Consider the following 20,383-nt stretch of genomic DNA (forward strand, 5'->3'; position numbering starts at 1 on the left):
GGGGGCTTTTTGTTCCCTGAATTTATCTATCTCCCGAAATAAAATAAATAAAAGAAATTTTCCATTACATTTAAATGTTCGTGCATATGGCCCACATGAAAAGGAAGTAATCCAGTCTATACCGTTAACACCTAAAGACAATTTATAGAAGAATGAAGCCACTATTCTTGCTGAGCATTTTTGTACTGATAACCACGGTTACGTTTTCACAAAAGCGGGATAGTACCTGGATTGGTGCTGCCAAAGGAATGGTGCGGGATTCTGTACACGATTATAATTTGCCGGCGGCCACCCTGGCGATTTACCTGGTGAAAGATTCCAGCTTGGTCAGTTACCAGTTATCGAATAGTTTCGGAGAATTTCAATTTACAGCGCTGCCGGTAAAGCAGCCGTTGCGGATTGTTGTCAGCTATATGGGCTATCGTAGTTTCGCAAAGAAATTTATGATTTACGATGCACAGGTCGATTTAAAATCACTAAACCTGGAGCGCGGGGGAAATAACTTAAAAGAGGTGGAAGTAGTAGCTGTGCCACCGGTGCAAATGAATGGAGATACGCTGGAGTTTAATGCCGATGCTTTTAAGATGGATCCTAATGCCCAAACCGAAGACCTGCTGCGGGTATTGCCGGGTGTCACCTTATGGGGCGATGGCACTATTACCATCAATGGCAGAGAGGTGAAGAGTGTATTGGTAGACGGTAAACCTTTTTTTGGAGGTGATAAAAGAGTAGCTACACAAAATATTCCGAAAGATGCGGTGGATAAAATACAGGTGTATCAAAAAAGCAAGGATCCGAAAAATGCCCTGGACTCTGTAACAGAGGTCAATATAAAGCTCAAAGCCAATAAGCGGATGGGACATTTTGGGAAAGTGTCTGCCGGCTATGGTTCCGGAGAGCGTTTTGAAGCCGATGCTAGTTTGAACTTTTTTGCGCCAGGTGTGCAACTGGGCATAGTAGGCGCTGCCAATAATATTAATAAAGAAGCCAGTAGTGCAGACGACCTGCTACGTAACAGTACCTTTAAAGGCGTGGGGGCAGGAACAGAATACCAAACGAAATTTAATGCGCCAGGCATTAATCAGCCCAGATCGGGCGGCGTTGTGTTTCAGCGTGACTTTATACCAACCCCGGATTACTTCCACGAGAACAGGCTGAATATGAGCTATTTTCTAAAGAATAATTTGAATGACGTAGTACGCAATACCCAAACGATTACATCACTGGGGAAGGATAGTACCCAGGCGCGGGATGATCAGTTTAATAGCCGCTCTTCTAATACCAGTCAGCGTTTTCAGTCGAGGTACGATAAACGTAACGAAAATAGGATCTTTTACGCCGGCGCTGCGTTCAATACAGATGCTACCCATGACAACAGCAACAGCGAAAGTAGTGTATACAATGGCGGGAAGATATTACAAAGTACCAACCTGGAAAGCAATGAAAGCAATAGTGACGCAAAGAGCCTGATACTCGAAATCGGGACTACACATTTCAAGTCAAGACAACAAAGGAACAGGCGACCTGGTGATTATCAAATCGGGTATTCCTTTATTGCTGCTGATAACGACAATAACAAGCTGCAACAGAGCCAGTTTACCGCTATCGCAGATCCCTCGCAAAATAAATTGTTTGATCGCCGTTATAACACCCACAGCAGCGATATCAAACAACACCTGGTATTGGGCATGGGAAATTTTTCCCCCTGGATATTCAGGCACTCATCCGGACGGTTGGTAGTGGAACTACAGAATACGTTGGACGTAAATACCCATCACGAAAGAAATGAGGTGGCGGATAAAGACCGGGTAAAGGATACGTATATACTTAACCGTTATCTGACGAATGACAGCCGGTATACCACCCTGGATGAAAGGCCCGCATTGAATATAAACAGAACTTTTTCGAAGTGGTTACCCAATCGATATAATAAATCGCTGACGGTTCAATTGAGCGCGCAGGCGCAATTTTATCACCTGCAAAATCACTCCGACCAGGCGTTTCAAAATATCAACCGGAGCTATCAGCAGTTTATACCTACCGCCAGCATCGAATATCGCAATTACCAAATGGGATCGTTTTCAGACAATTATACCCTGAAGTTTGCAGCTACCAGCGAATACCCTGGGGTAGCGCAACTGGTACCGCTGGTGGATAGTGCCAACCAGTATTATATCCAGTATGGTAACGTTGATTTAAAGCCTGCAAAAAAGAAGGAGTTATCGTTTAACTTCTTTCATTACACCATGGACCGGAATACCGAATTCAATTATAATGTAGTGATAACCGCAGGTATTATTGATAATAGTTTTGCCGATAGTAGTATTACTGACCAGCAGGGACGTAGTAATCATTACCTGGTAAATGCAAATGGTAATCGCTACCTGAATGGAAGTGGTAATGTGAGCAGGGCATTTAAGTTCAAAAATCATCAGCTGCAACCAAGTTTCAATGCTTCCCTTCAAGTCAGTCGTACTCCTAATAATATTGGTGGTGTTTGGAATGTTTCCAACAACACGATGAATAACTACCAGCTTCAGCTGTATTATTCTTTTAAAGATATTTTTAGTGCCAACCTGGGGCGGCGCTTTAACTGGTATCATTCGAAGCAGGCAGGCATTAACGGAAACGAGTTACGCAATCGTACCAACGAAACTACTTTTAGCGCCAGTGCCAATTGCACAAAACGGCTTTCCCTGAGTAGTAATGTTAACTTTAATCAGAACACTGCTTCACAGTCGGGTGCTATCAATTTTACGATCTGGAATGCTAATGCAGCCTATCGTTTCATGAAAGGAAATAACCTGGAATTGAAGCTGTCTGCAATGGATTTGTTGCATCAGAATACCAGCATTATTAATTATGGAAACAATAATATCATGACGTATGGTAAGGTGAGCGTATTGCAACAATATTTTATGGCAAGCGTAGCCTGGTTCCCACGGAGGTTTGGAAAGAGGAGTGCAGAAGCGGAATAACGGGGATGTATATACGTAAGAAAAAAATCCTTCTCTTTCCACGAAAGAGAAGGATTTTTTATCATGGAGGTGTTACCAGAAGTAGCCTGGGTTTTGTGTTAATGCCGGATCATTTTTTATTTCATCTGGCGGAATAAACAGCAGCAATTGATGATCTGACCAGGGCTGCTTTTGTGGTAAGGCGCCTAGTACCTGTTTGGCTTTGCCGGTACGTTTCAGGTCAAACCAACGATGTCCCCATTCCCCGAATAATTCTATTTGCCGTTCATGTGCAATGGCGTCCAGTAATGCTTGTTGGGATGCCGCTTTGGTATTGGGCAATCCGGCCCTGGAGCGGAGCATATTAATATCAGCTGCTGCACCAGTGAAGTTTTGCTGTTGGGCCCGGGCTTCGGCGCGGATCAGGTATTGTTCTGCCATGCGTAGCACGGTGTAGTAGGGATGAGGATCCCCGGTAGCAGAGATTCGCTCATACTTGCGCACAAAACGATACCGGGTACCATTCCACGGCGCCGCTGCCGGAGCGGTCAGGCTGTCGGTCCATTTATCCTTACGCAGGTCGCCGGATTCAAAAGCACTGGTCAGCTGATCAGACATGAAATAGGTAGGGATCAACATGTAGCTTAACCCCTCAAAGTTTGCTGGATCCATGAAGAACTCCCACTGATCCTGGGGAATCATGGAGAGGCTGAATTGCGGCATTAATCCCTCTGATTCTGGCATAGCCGCATTACCCATGCTGACAGCCGAGTACTTGAGGCACCAGATGGCTTCCTGGCTGGTGGCGCTAAAGGCCTGATCTATTGCCGGGAGACTAAATTGCCCGCTGTTGATTAATAGGGAGGCTTGTTCTTCCGCTTCTTTCCATTGCTTATTATACAGGTATTGCCTGGCCAGCAAAGCGATGGCAGCATATTTATTAGGACGTACTTTGGTGCCATTTGTTATCGCGAAATTGTCTGGCAGTAATTGAATGGCCGTTGTCAAATCTGAAATAATCTGCTGGTGTACCTTTTCCATTGATTGGCGTTTTTGCTGAGATTCGGCCAATGGACTGGCGGTAAGTGGCAGTGGAATTTCTCCGAAAAAATTCGACAAGTAAAAGAAGCAATAAGCACGGGCGAAGAGGCATTCTCCATTTAACTGGTGCTTTATACTTTCCGTCATAGTAGGTGCTGTGCTGGCAGCCACACCGGCTAATACGGAATTGGCCGTGTATACTGCTTTGTAGGCGGTATTCCAGAATGGCCCTATTACCTGTGGGTTGTCCATCTGTAGTTTATTCGTATAGAATTGGTAGTCTATCGGATTGGAAGCGCCTGCAAAAGGGACCAGTTCATCGGACATCAGGCCACCATAGAAGGTGGTGGCGCCACTGCTGAAAGAAGGTTGTTTGTTATTGGTCATCAAGGTATAATAGATGCCGGAAAGTGCTGCTGTTGCTTTATCCGGATCGTTGAAGACCGTGGATGTATTAATGGAACTGATGGGAGGATCAATTTCTATGAGTTGCTTGCATGCGCTGGTGGAGAGCAGCATGCCGAGTGATAAGATAGCTATCCTTTTTTTATTGCGATATATCATGAGTGCGGTGATTGGTATTAGAAAGAAACATTACAACCTAAAGTAACAGTGCGGATCGATGGTACTCCACCCAGAATATCAGGATCTATACTGGATTTATAGTTGGTCAGCAGCCACAGGTTATCAGCGCTTAGGTGAAATGACAGCCCCTGCATATGTGCTTTCATGGCTTTAGCAGTAGGCATTGACCAGGATAACCGCATGCTGGATAGCCGTAGTATATTGGTCATCGTATAGTTTCCATCAGACGAAGTAAATCGGCTCGCTTCTGTTGCATCTGCAGCATTTAATGGAGGAAGTAACGCCTGGTTATTTTCCGGTGTCCAGCGGTTATTATATTGCCAGGCAGACATATTCACATCTTTAATCATCCCGTATTGGTTGTATCCAATGGTTTTATACCCCCGTTTGAAGTTAAATGTAGGGCTGATGCTCCAGTTTTTATAACGGAATGAGCTGGAGAAACCTGCGCTGAATACAGAATTCAGATCCAGGAAGCGGATCCTGTCATCCGTACCGGTGCCGGGAGCTTCGCTATTGTTGGTATTGATTTTTCCATCATTATTCGCATCTACATAGTTGCCTAAACCAGTTTTAGTATCTACGCCCAGGTAATGATATAAGGCGATGTTGTTTAAAGATGCTCCAATTCTATATATAGTGGCATAAGGGGAGAGTTCCAGGCCAGGATAGGACAGTAACTTATTTCGCTGGATGTTGAAATTGAAGTTGACATCCCAGGAAATGTTTTTGTTTCTGATAAGGGAGGTGTTGGCCATAAAATCAAAACCGGAGTTTTGTACATTGGCTATTGAATTGGCGGTGATACTATTAAAGCCGGTGAAAAACGGTAATGGATAGCCGATTAACTGGTTATTGCAACGGTTGCGGTACCAGTCGGTTGTAAAGTTCCATTTATCCAGGAAGCTGAATTCCAGACCGATTTCCAGCTGTTTATTGGATTGCCAGTGAAAATTTTCATTGGCAGCCAGTGTTTCCATTAAAGGCGTGACGCCATTGTACTCGGAAATAACATTGGTAGCTACGTTGGTGCTAATGAGGTATTCCCATTGAGACAGGTATTGGTAATCTCCTACACCATCGCTGCCTGTGAGGCCATAGCTGGCACGCACTTTCAGGAAGCTGAGTACTTTAGGTAATATTGTTTTGGCCCAGGATTCTTCACTGATAATCCATCCTGCACCTGCCGACCAGAAGTTACCAAATTGTTTGCCTGGTCCAAAGCGGCTGCTGCCATCTCTTCTGCCGCTCAGGTTCAGCTGGTACTTATCTGCTAAGTTATAGTTAATGCCGGCGAAGGCCCCTATGTATTTATATTGACCACTTTGATTTTTTACTGTTACCGTGGGGGCGGCGGCAAGGCTGTTGATCATATCATCCGATACGTAGTTAAACCCCTGAATGTAGGTGGTTTGAGTGGTGTTAGCCTGGTAGGTGCCGCCCAGCAGTACATTTAGTATGCCATTGCCTAACGACTTATTCCAGTTCAATTGTGGCTCCACGCTGAGATTGTTTACCTGAGTGGTGCCCTTACTATGAATGCCGTAAGCGGGTGTACCACTTACGGATTGCGGTGCTGCAGCTGCTACCGGTGAGATATTGTCGCCGGAATTATGAGATATATTGTAGCCGATTTGTGTGGAGATGTCTAATCCCTGTGCCAATGTATAGCCCACGTTAAACCCGGCATTCAGGCGGGAAGTTTTGGATACCATTGTTTGTTTTAACCCGGCAAATGGGAAGGCCATCCCTGCTTTTTTATACGCCACATAATTCAGGTTACCCAAACTGTCAAACACATCAGGTGCATTCGGCGCCATGATAGCCGATTGTCCCACATTGCCCAGCGAAGTATTGTTGGAGCTGAGATAGAAGGCGCTGATACCGGTTTTTAATTTGTTATTGTTGCTGTGGTTATCCAGTTTGAGTAACACACTGGCAGATTGGGTATTGGAATTGGAAGGCGTAATATCTGTTTGTTTGGTATAGTTAGCAGATACGAGGTAAGCACTATTTGCGGTACCACCCGTAAGTTGCGGGTTCACGCTGGTATAAAGGCCGGTACCTCCGTACATGTATTTTTGCCAGTTGGTATAACGGGTCGTATCTGCTACCATGATTTCGGGGGCGTAACCTGCACTACCTGGCACTTTGGAAGGAACTAAGCCTGCATTGGCATAAGATTCCCGGCGCATGGCCACAAATTGTTTGGTATCCAGCATCGGTTGGTAACGGATCACACTTTTTACGCCCTGGTTCAATGCCAGTGAAAATTTGGTGTTACCAGGTTTTACTTTTTTAGTAGTGATCAGGATCACACCATTCGCACCGCGGCTACCATAAATAGCGGTGGCCCCCGCGTCTTTCAATACTTCGATAGACTCTATATCGGCCGGGCTCAGACCAAATATGGGACTTTGTCCCATACCCATAGACTGATCCAGACCGAAGGAGATAATACTGGCATTAGGATTGGCAGCATCGGCGGCGCCCCGCGTATTTAGATCCATCACTGTTTGAGGTACGCCGTCTATGATATATAATGGTTCTGAGGAAACAAATTTGTTGATGGAATTCCTGCCCCTCACTTCTATTTTTATGGGAGATGTAGGAGAGGCATTAGCCCGGGTAATCTGTAAGCCTGGCACCCTGCCTTCCAATGCCAGTAACGGATTTTGTATGGGAAGATCCGCCAGCTCTTTGCCACTTACTGTCACAATATTACTGGTGTTGAAACGCTTGCTGGTGGTTCCGTAAGCCTTTACCACTACCTGGTCCAACAGGTTGTTGGAAGGCGTCAGGAAGATGGCCATTTCCGGTTCCGTAACTACTTTCCGGTATTTTTCATATCCTACATAGCTCACGATGATCTCTTCTCCCGGCAACACCCCCTTGAGTATAAATTCGCCTTTTTCATTGGTGAGCGTCGTTCTTTTAGTAAAGGAAGAAGAAACGGAAGCATTCTCCAGTGGTACGGTATTGATGCCGTTATATAATTTCCCCCTCACGGTAATGGTAAAGCTGTCTGCCGCGGGAGCTGTGGCCTTGTCCGGTCGTACTACTTTAGGTTTGGTATTCACAGAAATCACCTTATTCGTTACTTCATAACGAAAGGGCGTGTTCTGAAATATCTGCTGTAAAGCGGTAGTAACTTCCACATTTTTCAGCTCCACACTGACTTTTTGATCAGTGTCGCGCAGATCTTTGGAATAAACGAAGTAATAGCCGGTTTGCTTCTCTACTTCTTTACATATTTTCTCCAGTGGTGCTTTATTCACCGATAAAGTCACCTTTTGCGCCAGCAATGTACCCGGTATCATGGCGGCAAGGAATAAGCAAGGCATATGCAGTATCCGCTGCATAGCTCCTCTCTTTGCAACGAGAGGTAAAACATTCTTTTTTCGCATGTAACTAAACCCTGTTTAGATTATTGGTTGTTAGTTTCAGGTGCTACGGTACCCGTTTTCCTGAGATACTGTAATTGGCCCATCCGTTGCTGGTCTGCTGACGTAGATGTTGGCAATTCTAACTTATCCGTTATATTGTTAGCATGGCGGTTGTTCACTGCCCTGCAAATTACTTATTAAAACACGCAGATGAAAGCATTGAACTAGTCATTTAAAAAAAAATGTCAGCAAAACACCTAAAAATAAAAGCCCTACCGGTATAAACCGGCGGGGCTTTACATTCATAGGTAATTTTCCGGATAGTTGATTGCTTATGAAAACTTATTACAATTTTTTTCCGAGTAACTGGATCTTCTCGTCCATGGCTACCAGGTGCGCTTTGGTAGCGGCATCTGTAGCGCGTGGAATGGCTTTCTTAATAAGGGCAGCTACATATTTAATGTCGGCTGCCGCAATGGAAGACGCCTCCGACTCGCTTACTTCCGGCTTCGCATCACGGGTAATTTTGTACAGCGCACCCAGGTAGGTTTGCTGCATGTTGCGATGGAAGGCATCAATTTTCACGGTACCATTATTCAGATCAGACCAGATCCCTTTATGTAAAATCGACATGTATTCAGCGATGCCCAGTGTTTTCTCCGCACCAAATCGACGTTCAAGCATCATCACATAGTTGAGTCTTTTTACATCCAACATGCTGTTAACTGTATTGGTTTGCATGATATCTACCGGTGATATATCGGCCGGATTTGCTACCAGGTCCCGGATAGCAGGGTCTATTAACCACATAGGGGTATTAAACAATTCTTCATTGAAGAAGTTAAGCGCTGCCACCTGTTTGGCTTTAGGCACGGCCACATAAGCCGGTTGATCATCATTGTCGCCACGTACAGTATACTGTACGGCGGCGATATTTTTAGCTACATGTACGATATAGCGGTGATATTGCTGGTTTACATTTTCATACATGCTCTTTAACGCTTCGCGGTGACCATCTTCTACATACGTCCATGTTTTCAGGTTCGCTATTACCCGTTTCAGGTTTTTAATACCGTAAGCACTTGCTTTGGCGGCATCGTCGCCGAGGTCTTCGGTCTGGCAGCGTGGATCAATTTTACGGCTTTCGCCATCACCAAACCAGAGGCGGTTGTTGGCCGCCAGGCGCTGAGTGACCAGCTTGCGCATGATTTTCTGGTCTTCTTCCGCTGTGGGCGCGTTATTGAGCTTGTAACCAAATTCAATGGCCCATTTGTCGTATTCACCGATACGTGGAAATAACAACTCCTGGGGGATGTGGTCTTCCGGTTGTGCTACATAGTTAAAACGTGCATAGTCCATGATACTGGCAGTATGACCGTGTTTACGCAGGTAGTTGACGTTACGCAGACTGTCTACCGGCGTTTGGCTGCTGCTGCCGAAATTATGGCGTAAGCCCAGTGTATGGCCTACTTCATGGCTGGATACAAAACGAATCAATTGCCCCATGGTTTCTTCATCGAAGGTAGCTGCGCGTGCTTTCGGATCGTTCGGGCCTGCCTGTACCATGTACCAATCGTGCACCAGCTGCATTACATTATGATACCAGCCAATATGTGTTTGAATGATTTCACCGCTGCGTGGATCGTGGGTATTAGGTCCGTAAGCATTGGATACTTCCGACGCGAAGTAATTGATAAACGAATAACGTACATCTTCCATATGCATGGAAGTATCGTGCTCCGGCCATTCCTTCGCGATGATGGCATTTTTAAACCCGGCCTGTTCAAAGGCGGCCTGCCAGTCGTTGACGCCCATGATCAGGTATTTGCGCCACTGTTTAGGCGTAGCCGGATCAATATATAATACAATCGGTTTGGCGGGTTCCACCACTTCACCATGCAGGTAGCGCTGCAGGTCTGCCGGTTTGGGTTCCAGTCTCCAGCGATTAATAAATTCCCGTTTTTCTACTTTCTGTTGTGCATCGCCGTATTGTGTATAGTAGTCAGCGAAGTAGCCTACGCGTTCGTCCACAAATCTCCGCTGCATGGGCTTTTTAGGTAATGCGATGAAGGAGGTGTTGGTTTCGAGTGTAGCAGGGCGTGGAGGAATGGGTGGAGAAAAAAAGCCGGTAGATACAGGTTTAGTGATGCCATTCTTGGTAATCGCAATTTCCACATTTTCCGGTAGCGCGAGGATGGAAGAAACTTCCAGGTCCTTCATGGTTTTTACATCGAGTACTGCTTTCATGGATTGTAATCCTTCGCCTGAATTCACGAAGGCATTCACATCGCGCAGGAATTTGCTCATGTCAATTACATAGCTGGCAGAGTCTTTACCATAGGCTTTGATAGGGAAGGTGGCGATTACCGGATTCAGGTTGGAAGCAGTTACCGCGCGATAAATTGCATTGGAAGAATCCGCATCGCTGATCACCAGGTTTAAACGGATCCGGATACTTTCATTGGGTCCTTTCTCAAAAATAACGGTGTTGTTATCCAGTTCTTCGCCGGGATAGGCAGTGCCGCCGGGGGCTTTTTTAATGCGGTTGATTACGAGGATATCCCTGCCTAACAGCTGATCACTGATTTCAAAGAAGATGCTGTCCATTTCTTTGGTACTGTGTACCGTGAAGAGCCCTTTTTGTGTGATCAGGCCGGGTGTGATGACACTGCTGTAAGGCTTGATACCATTCTTTCCCGGTACAGGAACAGGTTTAGCGGTAGCCGTTGGTGTGGTTGCGGTAGTTGCTTTCTTTGTCTTTTTGTTTCCACCCTTGAATACGGCACAGGAAGCCATGACGGCAACAAGCGGAATATAAACGTAGTAGTAGCGTTTCATTGTATGAGAACGAAATGATTTTTGGTAAGTAATAATCGGGGAATCGTACGTTGGATGTGGGTGACTAATGTGTATCTGTCTTATAACACTTACTATGAAAGATTGAACTAGTGCGTCGTGGTATTTTTACAAAACCAGGGTAGATAAGCGCCTGATGCGGTCCTGCAGATCTTCCAGGTGTAATTTGGTAACCGGATCAGCCGCCAGTGGCAATGCTTTCGTGATCATGGTGGTGACAATTTTTATTTCTGTGTAGGCAATGCTGGCGGCTTCCGACATACTGATTTCACTTTCTTTCGAGGTAGTCAGTGTGAACAGTGCACCGATATAAGCTTTCTGCATATTGCGGTGATAGGCGTCTATGGCAACGTTGCCCCTGTCCATATCAGGCCATATAGCCCGGCGTAAGATGGGCATCAGCTCTTCTACGGTAACGGTTTTTTCCGGGCCGAAGCGCCTCGTGAGGTCGAGTAGCGGAATGATCTTCGCCGCACTTAATGCCATGCTGACTCCCCTGATTTGCATATCTTCAATATAGTTCCGGGTATAGGGCAGTTGGAATTTATTGAGTAATGCGGAATCCACCAGCCACATAGGGGTAGTGAATAAATGCCGGCACACAAAATCGACGGCTGCAAGTTGCTTTTCTTTTGCCACCGGTTCATAAGAGGGTTTATTGTTGGCGTCCAGCCCGGTGGTATAGTTCACGCCGCCTACCACGTTAACGGTTTGACGCATATAGTTCATATACTGGCTGATGATGGCTTCATACACGCGATTCATATTTTTACGCGTCATGCCTTCTTCTTCCGACCATTTTTCCAGGTGGGTGGTTACCCGTTCCAGGTTTTTCATGCCCAGTTCATTGGCTTTGGCGTTATCATCACCGAGGTCTTCGGTTTGACAGCGGGGATCTCCCGTGCGGGTTTCTCCATCTCCAAACCACAGCCGGTTGTTGGCAGCCAGACGTTGGGTGATGAGATCACTCATGATGATGTTGTCGGCTGCCGGCGTAGTGGCTTTGGTGAGTTTATAGCCCCATTCAATCGCCCATTTATCATACTCATTGATACGGGGAAACAGCAGTTCTTCCGGGATATGATCTTCGGGTTGCGCTACATAGTTGAAACGTGCATAGTCCATGATACTGGCGGTGTGGCCATGTTTGCGCAGGTAGGTAATGCTGCGCAGGCTATCCACCGGCGTTTGACTACTGCTGCCGAAGTTATGACGTAATCCAAGCGTATGGCCTACTTCATGGCTGGACACAAAGCGGATCAGTTGTCCCATTAGTGCCTCATCAAATACGGCCTGCTGTGCGCCGGGAACATTGGGCCCGGCCTGGATCAGGTACCAGTCGTGCAACAACTCTACAATATTGTGGTACCAGCAGATGTTTGTTTGAATGATTTCCCCGCTGCGCGGATCATGTACATTAGGTCCGTATGCATTGGTGATGTTGGATGGTAAATAGCGGAGTACCGAATAACGTACATCTTCCAAATTCATGGTGGTATCGTTTTCCGGCCATTCCTTTGCGGAGATCGCATTTTTAAACCCGGCCTGTTCGAAGGCTGCCTGCCAGTCGTTGATCCCCATGATCAGGTATTTACGCCATTGTTTGGGTGTAGCCGGATCGATATAGATGAGAATGGGTTTGGCAGGTTCTACCAGTTCACCTTTGTAGTAGCGTTCGCGGTCTTCCGGTTTAGGCTCCAGGCGCCAGCGGGTAATGATGTCCCGGTTTTTAATGGCTTGTTGCTGGTCGCTGAATTCCACATAATTATCAGAAAAGAATCCTACGCGTTCATCGCCAAATCGCGGCTGCATGGGCTTATCCGGCAGTGCAATGAAGGAGGTATTTGTTTCCAGGGAAGCCGGCACCGGTTCTTTGCTGTACAGCGTTTTGGAGGCTGTACCATTTTTGCTGATGGCAATTTCCACGTTGGCAGGGTAGGCACGGATTGCCATGACCTCGTGTTCTTTCATGCCACTCACCGACAGGAACTTTTCTAATTCGCCGTTGTCAGATTTATTCACAAAGCTGTTCGGATCTTTCAGTATAGCGGTCATATCTACCACATAGCTGGCGCTATCCTTGCCATAAGCACGGATGGGCAGCGTAGCTATCACCGCAGGCGTGTTGGCGCCTTTAACGGCACGGGCGATGATGTTACCCGAATCAGACCGGGATGGATGATAATAATATTGCAGGAGAAGGGTTTCATTGGGGCCTTTCCCGAAAGAGATGGTAGTATTGGCCAATTCTTCTCCTGCATATACCTTCAAACCTGCTCCCACTTTGCGAATGCGGTTGATGGTCAGTATATCCTTGCCCAGCAGGGATTGCCCGATTTCAAAGTAAACCGTATCCATCTCTTTGGTGCTATGTACCGTGAATAGCCCCGGTTGGGATACCAGGTCTTTTGTAATCACCTCACGATAGGGTCTGATGCCATTTTTCCCGGGCGTAAACGTGGGTGTGGCAGCTACCGTCTTTTTTTTATTCTTTTTGTTACCACCTTGTAGTACAGCGCAGGACGACAGTACCACTACCAGTGGAATATATGCATAGCGATTCATCAGGGAATAAAAATTGATGTTGGTAATAAATATTCGGGGAAACGAAGTCAGGATAAGCGTTTTACCGGAAACAGCTGCCCACGGGATCTGCGGTGAGTTGTGGTCTGGCAGGTGCGCTAACGAATGGCAATAATGCCAGTGTGCTGTCATTTACCAGGGATGATGTGGTAGGTTGCAGGCCTGGTACTATTTCCATGATCCTGAAATAACCGGTTACTCTTGTAACAGCAGCATCATCCCATAGCAACACCACCGGGAATGCGGCGCGGGCGTTGCGGGTAATGAAGCTGGCATGTTGAACATGTTGGCCCGTGCTGCGTAAATCGAGCAGGATACCGGTTTTTTGACCGGCCCACTGATCCACCAGGGAGTTAGCGAGGAAATGGTAGCGATCTGCCAGGGCGGCTACTTTGGCGTCACTGCCGGAATCCGGTAACGATATTAAAACGAAGCGCTGCCGGCTGCCGGATACAGGAAGCGTGCCGTATTGTGTGGCAAACGGGAAGGCGGGTGGTGCTAATTCCAGTGAACCGCTTTCCGCGTCATCTCCGATATTAGGAACATGGTTATCCGGCAACATACTCCTTTCTGGCATCTCTATGCCACCAGGGGCGCCGTTCCGGGCGTTGCTGCAACTGTACAACGTGGTGGCGGTGAATAGCAGCAGGGCTCCCTTCTGCAGATAATTTATTTTTCTAAGCAGCATCATAAATTTGGCTATGAAATAATCTATAGCTGGTAAAACACGCGTAGGAAGGAAATGAACTAGTGAGGACCCAAAAAAAATCTGCATCTTACAAGATTAATAGTTTACCTGTCAGAACTTTTCAACAAATTGGTTGTTTAGAAATGAAAAATGATGTTCACATGAGATACTTCTTTTTTACATTTTTAACACTGGGAATATTGTTGGGAGTTACCCGGCAGGAGCGTGTTTCAGCATGTACAAGAGTGGTGTATAAAGGGCTGGATGGCCTGATATTAACCGCGCGCTCAATGGACTGGAAGGAAGATATTAAAACCAATCTCTGGATTTTTCCGCGTGGGATGGCCCGCAATGGGGAAACAGGCACCAATACGGTGAAATGGACTTCCAAATACGGCAGCGTCATCGCATCTGCTTACGAGATCTCCAGTACCGATGGTATGAATGAAAAAGGATTGGTAGCCAATTTACTCTGGCTGGCAGAATCAAAGTACCCCGAATGGGATCATCGTAAACCGGGGCTTACAATCGCCGCCTGGGTACAATATGTATTGGATAATTATGCTACCGTGAGCGAAGTAGTCACTGCCATGAGAAGCGAACCTTTTACTATTGTAACAGACAATGTACCTGGCATGGAAAGAACGGCTACCCTCCATTTATCTGTTTCTGACGCCACCGGCGATAACGCTGTTTTTGAATATGTAGATGGAAAACTGGTGATCCATGAAGATAAAAAATATACTGTGATGACCAATTCACCAATTTTCGAGAAGCAGCTGGCATTAGAAGAATACTGGCGGGAGATTGGTGGTACCGTGATGTTACCTGGCACCAACCGGGCGGCGGATCGCTTTGTAAGAGCTTCTTTTTATATTGAAGCCATCCCCAAAACAGCCGATATGCGCCTGGCAGCAGCCAGCGTTTTCAGCGTGATCAGGAACTGTTCTGTGCCATTAGGTATTTCAACGCCGGATCAGCCCAATATTTCTTCTACCCGCTGGAGAACTGTGGCAGACCAAAAGAACCTGGTATACTATTTTGAATCCACTATTACGCCTAATACCTTCTGGGTAAATTTTAAAGATGTGAATTTCGCCGCTAATGCGCCCGTAAAGAAATTGATGCTCATTAATGGAGAAACGTATGCGGGTAATGCAGTCGGGGCATTTGTGGATAGTAAGCCGTTTAAGTTTCAGGGGTTGTAATTGGGAGGTATATATTTTTGTACGAATAACAAAGCCGCCAGTGCTTATTTTGAGCTGGCGGCTTTGTTGTTTATGATGCGATGTTTATTTACTTTTTGTACCCAAATAACTTCTTCCTGCCGCCAGGTGATTAATCGCATCTGCCATGCGTTGTATTCTCGCATCGGGTACGCTTACTTCCATAATCCATTGCAGGCATTTTTCCTGTTCTACTGTAGGTAGGGCTTTAAAATGATGCAGCGCATCAGGCTCGTCCTGGAGGCATTCCAGGAAATCTGCGGGTATAATTTCTTTTGTTGGGTTTAATGAGTAGAGTATCAGTTTTACTTGTTGGCCAGCTTCTTTTTTGATATGTTTTCTGATAGTAGCATTGACCGGTAACATCATCACGCCGTTTTTAATGGGCATAAGATTACAGGGAGCTAATTCATACTGATCAATGAAGCCGCGAACTTTACGCATGCCAAAATAGCTCTGGCTTTTGGGCAGATCGGGCAGCCGGATAAATGTCCAGCCGCCCTTGCCGTCAAAACGTTCGAGTAATACTTCGGCATCAATAAGTGGTGTTTCCATATCGATGTAAAGTTAGTACCAACGAGCGAATAATCAGTACTTACTTAATAGCATAAATGCGATAAATCAATTTACCCGGTGCCGGAAAACTTCCTACGCCAACAGCCACGGTATGATTCAACCAGGCATATTGGGGGGCGCTGGTTTCAAATACCGGCACTGATCTGAAGTAGTAGTCGTTCGGGGACAATTCATGACCTTTTCCTTCGCGCATTAACGCGGCATTTTTTCCACTGGCGTAGCTATAGCCGGTATAAGTAATGTAAATAAGGGCGCCATCATCGGTTTGAATAGTGGCACGAACATCCATTTTAAACGTATTCGAATCTACTTTAAGTCCCCATTCTCCGCCACAGTCAATTATTTTACCGTTGATATTGTCACCTTTTACAGTGCCTGCTTTGAAAGGGAAAATCAGCCGGGTGCCTGTTAATACGGGTCCAATTACCTGTGGTGGGTTAAGGGTGAGTTCCAGGTTGAACAAAAACGCGGAATTAAGTTCCTGTGCCTGCATCCGGAAAGAAAAACAAGCAGAGAAAAAAAGAACGAGCAACAGTACTTTTTTCATGTGGAGGGTTTTGTTTTTTAAGATGAAATGACTATTTGGTTTGGGTGGCGTCAAAAAAATCACTGACATCGCCAACGGCTGTCCGGGTACATCTCATGATAATATCCTGCAAATCGGTACCCGCACTATGCAGGGGGTCAATCGCCTTTACCAGTAAAGTTCTCAGGTGAAACAATTCTGACCGGTTGAATTTTTTGGAGGCTTTCACCAGCTCCAGTTTCATCCGTTCTTCCTGTTGATTTTGTTTCGGATTAAATATTCCATTCAGTTGGCTGCATTGGTCACAAACACCATTTTTGTTTACTAAAGCACATCTGTTCTCAAAGATATCGGTCAGGGTATTCCTGGCATCATTCAGGAGATGTTTGATGACTCCCTCTGTTTTATCTAAAATAAGGCAAATTTCTTTGACCGGGAAATCATAGATGTCTTTTAAAATTAATGCTACCTGGTTTTCTATGGGTAAGGTTTTGGAGATACAGGTGAAACAGAAATCGATATGTTCTTTCATCTCATAAGTACCGGTAGGACTGGTTTGATGAACGAGTCTGAATGATTGTTGGATATCTGGTGTACCAATTGCCAGTGTGGCTCCCAGATCCTGGGCATCTGCCGGCCATCTCTTTTTTTTCTTTAGATGATCATAGGCCAGATGGGTGGCTATTTTAAACACCCAGGTTTTGAGAGAGGAATCCTGGTGAAAAGTGGATATCTTATCAAATGCCCGGATGAAGGTGTCATGCATCAGGTCATCTACATCGTTACGATCGGTTAATAAACGATATAGATATGATTTCAGAGGTGATTGAAATTCGGCAAACAGGGATTGAAAAGAATTGATGTCCCCATTTAAAGCTTGTTGAAGGATGGCTGTGTTTTCCATTTGATCGGTTTTGTGCTTTGTGATAAAGCGGGTTGCAGTTAATCTGCAACCCTGTAAACATATTATAATAAATTTATTTTCCCGCCATCAAAGTCAACAATATGACTATTAAAAGCGCTACCATTTTCGGAAACCAGGAAAGCGGCGGTTTCGCCCAGTTGTTTTAAGGTAGGCCCTGAGGGAAGGATATTAAATTTGGTGTAGTGCTGCGCCATTGTTTCCCTTGGTATGCCGGCGTTCTGGGAAAAATCGGTGATCATTTCCTGGATCTTATGGGTTTCCATGAGGGCGCCGGAGCAAATACAGATAGCCTTGATGCCATGTTGGCCAAACTCGGTGGCCATTACTCTTGTCAGCCCTTCAATGGCGGCACAGGCGGCCGCGAATCCTGCCATGTTAGGGGTTTTTGTTCTTGCCATGGAAGCATTAAACAAGAGGAGGGTGCCTTGAGATTGGGTTTGGATCATATACCGGGCGGCTACTCTCGACGTGAGAAACTGTGATCCGCAGATTCTTTGTAACGGGTTTAAGAATTGCTCAAAAGTGGCGATGGTGGTAGGAATGCCACTACCGGCATCTTTATAGTAGCTGCCGATACCGTTGAACACGATGTCCAGTCGCCCGTTGTCTGCCACTACCTGTTTCAGGTATTGGTCGATTTCAGTTTCCTGCAGGGCATCCACTTTGCCGGCTTCTGCAAGGCCTCCATTGGCGATGATGTTGTTGGCCAATGTTTGCACTGCGGCCAGGTTCCGGGCGGTTACATACACTTTTGCGCCATGTTGGGCGAATGCGCGGGCAACGGCGCCTGCTACTTCTCCCGATGCCGCAAATACAACGGCTACTTTGTCTTTTAAGTTGTTCATGTTGCTTTGCTTTCTCTTTTTGACGATTGAGCAGCGCAAAACGATCGGGATTTTGAAAAATAATTTAGAAAGACGGTTTCCTGGCGGGTTTGCTATAACAAAAAAGGTGGAAGCAGCTGCTCCCACCTTTTCCTGCCAGCCGGCCGTTTTACCATAAGCCATAAAGAAATTGCAGGGGTGAGCGGAGCCATTTTGACGGAAAATAAAAAAGTTTTAAAAAAAGTGGGGCAGCCTTCACCCGTTTTTTACTCATCCATTGTCTTTTTAAGAGAGGAGTAGGTTAGAAAGGCAAAATGAAGATCATTTGAAAGGCTGCTGGCCGTCGTCGACAAGAATAGTTCGGGAATTTTCAATACTTTGTTCGCGGAAAAAATGAAGACACAAAGTGTACTATGCATCAACCGGGATTGGAAGAAGCAGTTTCTTTTGAGGAACAATTCAGGCTTCATTGTAAATATTTGTGTGCGGTAGCATATCATATGGTGAAGGATGAAGATATCGCCATGGATATTGTACAGGATTTCTTTCTGAATTATTGGAAGAAGCGGGATGTGCTGCAGGTAAGGTATGACTTTAAGAGTTATGCGGTGTATGCTATTCGTAATACGGCGCTCAATTATCTGAAAAAAAACGGCAAAATAAAGTTAATGGAGGTACATCAGATGGAAGAGCTGATAGCGTATACGCCGGAAGCAGATCGTTCCGAAGAAGAGCGGCGTAAAGCTGCATTATGGGGAGCTATTAACCGCTTACCCGAGCAGCGCCGCCGGATATTTCTGCTCAGCAACCGTGATGGATTGAAGTATAAGGAGATAGCAACGGCATTGGACATTTCTATCAACACAGTAAAAACACAGATAAAACTGGCCTTACAGTTCATGCGGAAGGAGTGTGGTTGGATGGTGAACGCCACTTTCCTGGGTTTATTTCTCAGAATGATGACGACTTTCACCCTTTTTGAAAAATTGGTTGCCCTAATTATAAGGTATGATGCATACAAATGACCACGATGATAAGCAGATAGACTGGGACAAGCTGCTGGAAGTGCTGGATGGCAACGGCGCTGTGGAGTCGCTGAATAAACAGGAGCGGGAGTTGCTGGCTGCAACGGTGGATATGCAGGTAAGATTACATGAAGACAAGTTCTCTGAAGAGGTAATGTGGAAACGGTTTGTGGCAGCAAAAGAAAGGGGACGCGTACGCCGTTTGGTCATCATCAGGCGGTTGGTAGCGGCCTTGCTGGTACTCACGGTAGGTGCAGGGATATGGATGCTGGCGCCCTGGCGCAAGCATCGCCCCAATGAACTGGCCACTGCTACCCCCTCCGGCAATATAATATTAAAACGTGCAGGTAGTGTAGTCACGCTTGGTAATAGTGTACAATCCATCCCGCAGGGAGGCGGCACACAGATTCAGTCCGATTCTGCCGCTATCACCTATACCAAAGGAAACAGCCAGGAAGTACCGCCCTTGCAGGATACACTGGTGGTGCCACTGGGGCGTCAATATGGCCTGGAATTATCTGATGGTACCAACGTGTTGCTGAATTCGGCTACCACACTGGTGTATGCGGAAGCATTCCACGGCAGTACACGTGATGTATATGTAAACGGAGAAGCGTTTTTTGAAGTAGCGCCCAATTCACATCAGCCATTTATAGTGCATGTGGGAGAGTTGTCAATGAAAGTGTTGGGTACTGCTTTTAATGTGAATACGTATGAAGGAAATGTAGTCACTACCCTTGCCAGTGGTAAGCTCCTGGTAGCTGCCAATAGTAACCAGGTTACCTTACAGCCCGGAGAACAATCCGTTTACAGTAAAGGCGCCCTGAGTAAACATACGGTGGATGCCGGCACCTTTACTGCATGGAAAGATGGAGAGCTATTCTTCGATGATGCACCAATGTCAGATATCGCTAAAGTATTATCCCGTAGCTACGAATACAATTTTATATTCGATGATCCGGCTGCTGCTAAAATGCAATTTACGCTAGCTATGCACAGGCCTTCTTATTTACAGGAAGTGCTTATCCAGATTAACCGGAGTAGCAGCGACCTTTTATTTAAGGTGGAAGACAGAACTGTACATGTAACAATGAAAAATAAAAAGCCTTAACATCATTTAAAAATCAGTCATCAGGCAGCATGCAGGCAACAGTCCGTTGCCCTGATTAAACCGTAATATCAACC

General features: G+C 45.9%; 13 protein-coding genes. 4 read left to right on the top strand and 9 right to left on the bottom strand.

Translation table 11 applies throughout. From position 1 onward, the window contains the following. Window positions 1–152 precede the first annotated feature (152 nt). Complete coding sequence (locus AC5ZC7_RS05375; protein ID WP_496160620.1) at window positions 153–2,978, top strand: hypothetical protein; 2,826 nt, start codon at window positions 153–155, stop codon at window positions 2,976–2,978. 72 nt (window positions 2,979–3,050) lie between these two features. Here AC5ZC7_RS05375 and AC5ZC7_RS05380 read toward each other — a convergent pair whose 3' ends face one another. The 5 genes from AC5ZC7_RS05380 to AC5ZC7_RS05400 all read right to left on the bottom strand — a co-directional run bounded on the left by AC5ZC7_RS05380 (window position 3,051) and on the right by AC5ZC7_RS05400 (window position 14,099). Further along, window positions 3,051–4,562 carry a RagB/SusD family nutrient uptake outer membrane protein gene (locus tag AC5ZC7_RS05380; protein ID WP_496160619.1) on the bottom strand — a complete coding sequence of 504 codons (1,512 nt, stop codon included), beginning with the start codon at window positions 4,560–4,562 and terminating at the stop codon, window positions 3,051–3,053. 17 nt (window positions 4,563–4,579) lie between these two features. Further along, window positions 4,580–7,990, bottom strand: a complete 3,411-nt coding sequence (locus tag AC5ZC7_RS05385) for a SusC/RagA family TonB-linked outer membrane protein (protein WP_496160618.1) — start codon at window positions 7,988–7,990, stop codon at window positions 4,580–4,582. 324 nt (window positions 7,991–8,314) lie between these two features. Then, the gene (locus AC5ZC7_RS05390; RefSeq protein WP_496160617.1) at window positions 8,315–10,807 is read right to left on the bottom strand and encodes a zinc-dependent metalloprotease; all 2,493 of its coding nucleotides are present in this window, start codon (window positions 10,805–10,807) and stop codon (window positions 8,315–8,317) included. Between the two features lie 126 nt (window positions 10,808–10,933). Further along, window positions 10,934–13,390, bottom strand: coding sequence for a zinc-dependent metalloprotease (locus AC5ZC7_RS05395; protein WP_496160616.1), 2,457 nt, complete (start codon window positions 13,388–13,390; stop codon window positions 10,934–10,936). 61 nt (window positions 13,391–13,451) lie between these two features. Beyond that, complete coding sequence (locus AC5ZC7_RS05400; RefSeq protein ID WP_496160615.1) at window positions 13,452–14,099, bottom strand: hypothetical protein; 648 nt, start codon at window positions 14,097–14,099, stop codon at window positions 13,452–13,454. A gap of 158 nt (window positions 14,100–14,257) precedes the next feature. Between AC5ZC7_RS05400 and AC5ZC7_RS05405 the strand changes: the two genes are divergently transcribed. Then, complete coding sequence (locus tag AC5ZC7_RS05405; RefSeq protein ID WP_496160614.1) at window positions 14,258–15,304, top strand: linear amide C-N hydrolase; 1,047 nt, start codon at window positions 14,258–14,260, stop codon at window positions 15,302–15,304. An 84-nt stretch (window positions 15,305–15,388) separates the two neighbouring features. Here AC5ZC7_RS05405 and AC5ZC7_RS05410 read toward each other — a convergent pair whose 3' ends face one another. The 4 genes from AC5ZC7_RS05410 to AC5ZC7_RS05425 all read right to left on the bottom strand — a co-directional run bounded on the left by AC5ZC7_RS05410 (window position 15,389) and on the right by AC5ZC7_RS05425 (window position 18,194). Further along, window positions 15,389–15,877 (bottom strand): DUF1905 domain-containing protein, encoded by a 489-nt coding sequence (locus AC5ZC7_RS05410; protein WP_496160613.1) that lies wholly within the window; start codon window positions 15,875–15,877, stop codon window positions 15,389–15,391. A 40-nt stretch (window positions 15,878–15,917) separates the two neighbouring features. Then, window positions 15,918–16,445 (bottom strand): DUF3237 family protein, encoded by a 528-nt coding sequence (locus AC5ZC7_RS05415; RefSeq protein ID WP_496160612.1) that lies wholly within the window; start codon window positions 16,443–16,445, stop codon window positions 15,918–15,920. Between the two features lie 31 nt (window positions 16,446–16,476). Next, a complete protein-coding gene (locus AC5ZC7_RS05420) occupies window positions 16,477–17,328 on the bottom strand; it encodes a sigma-70 family RNA polymerase sigma factor (protein ID WP_496160611.1) in 852 nt (283 codons plus the stop codon). Between the two features lie 62 nt (window positions 17,329–17,390). Then, on the bottom strand, window positions 17,391–18,194 hold the full coding sequence (locus tag AC5ZC7_RS05425) for an SDR family oxidoreductase (protein WP_496160610.1): 804 nt from the start codon (window positions 18,192–18,194) through the stop codon (window positions 17,391–17,393). A gap of 392 nt (window positions 18,195–18,586) precedes the next feature. On the opposite strand from AC5ZC7_RS05425, the gene AC5ZC7_RS05430 reads away from it, so the two are divergent. Both AC5ZC7_RS05430 and AC5ZC7_RS05435 read left to right on the top strand, forming a co-directional pair. Continuing rightward, window positions 18,587–19,198, top strand: coding sequence for an RNA polymerase sigma-70 factor (locus tag AC5ZC7_RS05430; RefSeq protein WP_496160609.1), 612 nt, complete (start codon window positions 18,587–18,589; stop codon window positions 19,196–19,198). Continuing rightward, the gene (locus AC5ZC7_RS05435; RefSeq protein ID WP_496160608.1) at window positions 19,182–20,309 is read left to right on the top strand and encodes a FecR domain-containing protein; all 1,128 of its coding nucleotides are present in this window, start codon (window positions 19,182–19,184) and stop codon (window positions 20,307–20,309) included. Before AC5ZC7_RS05430 ends, AC5ZC7_RS05435 begins: the two co-directional genes overlap by 17 nt. Window positions 20,310–20,383: the final 74 nt, after the last annotated feature.

This window comes from Chitinophaga sp. 9-1-y (assembly GCF_059511905.2).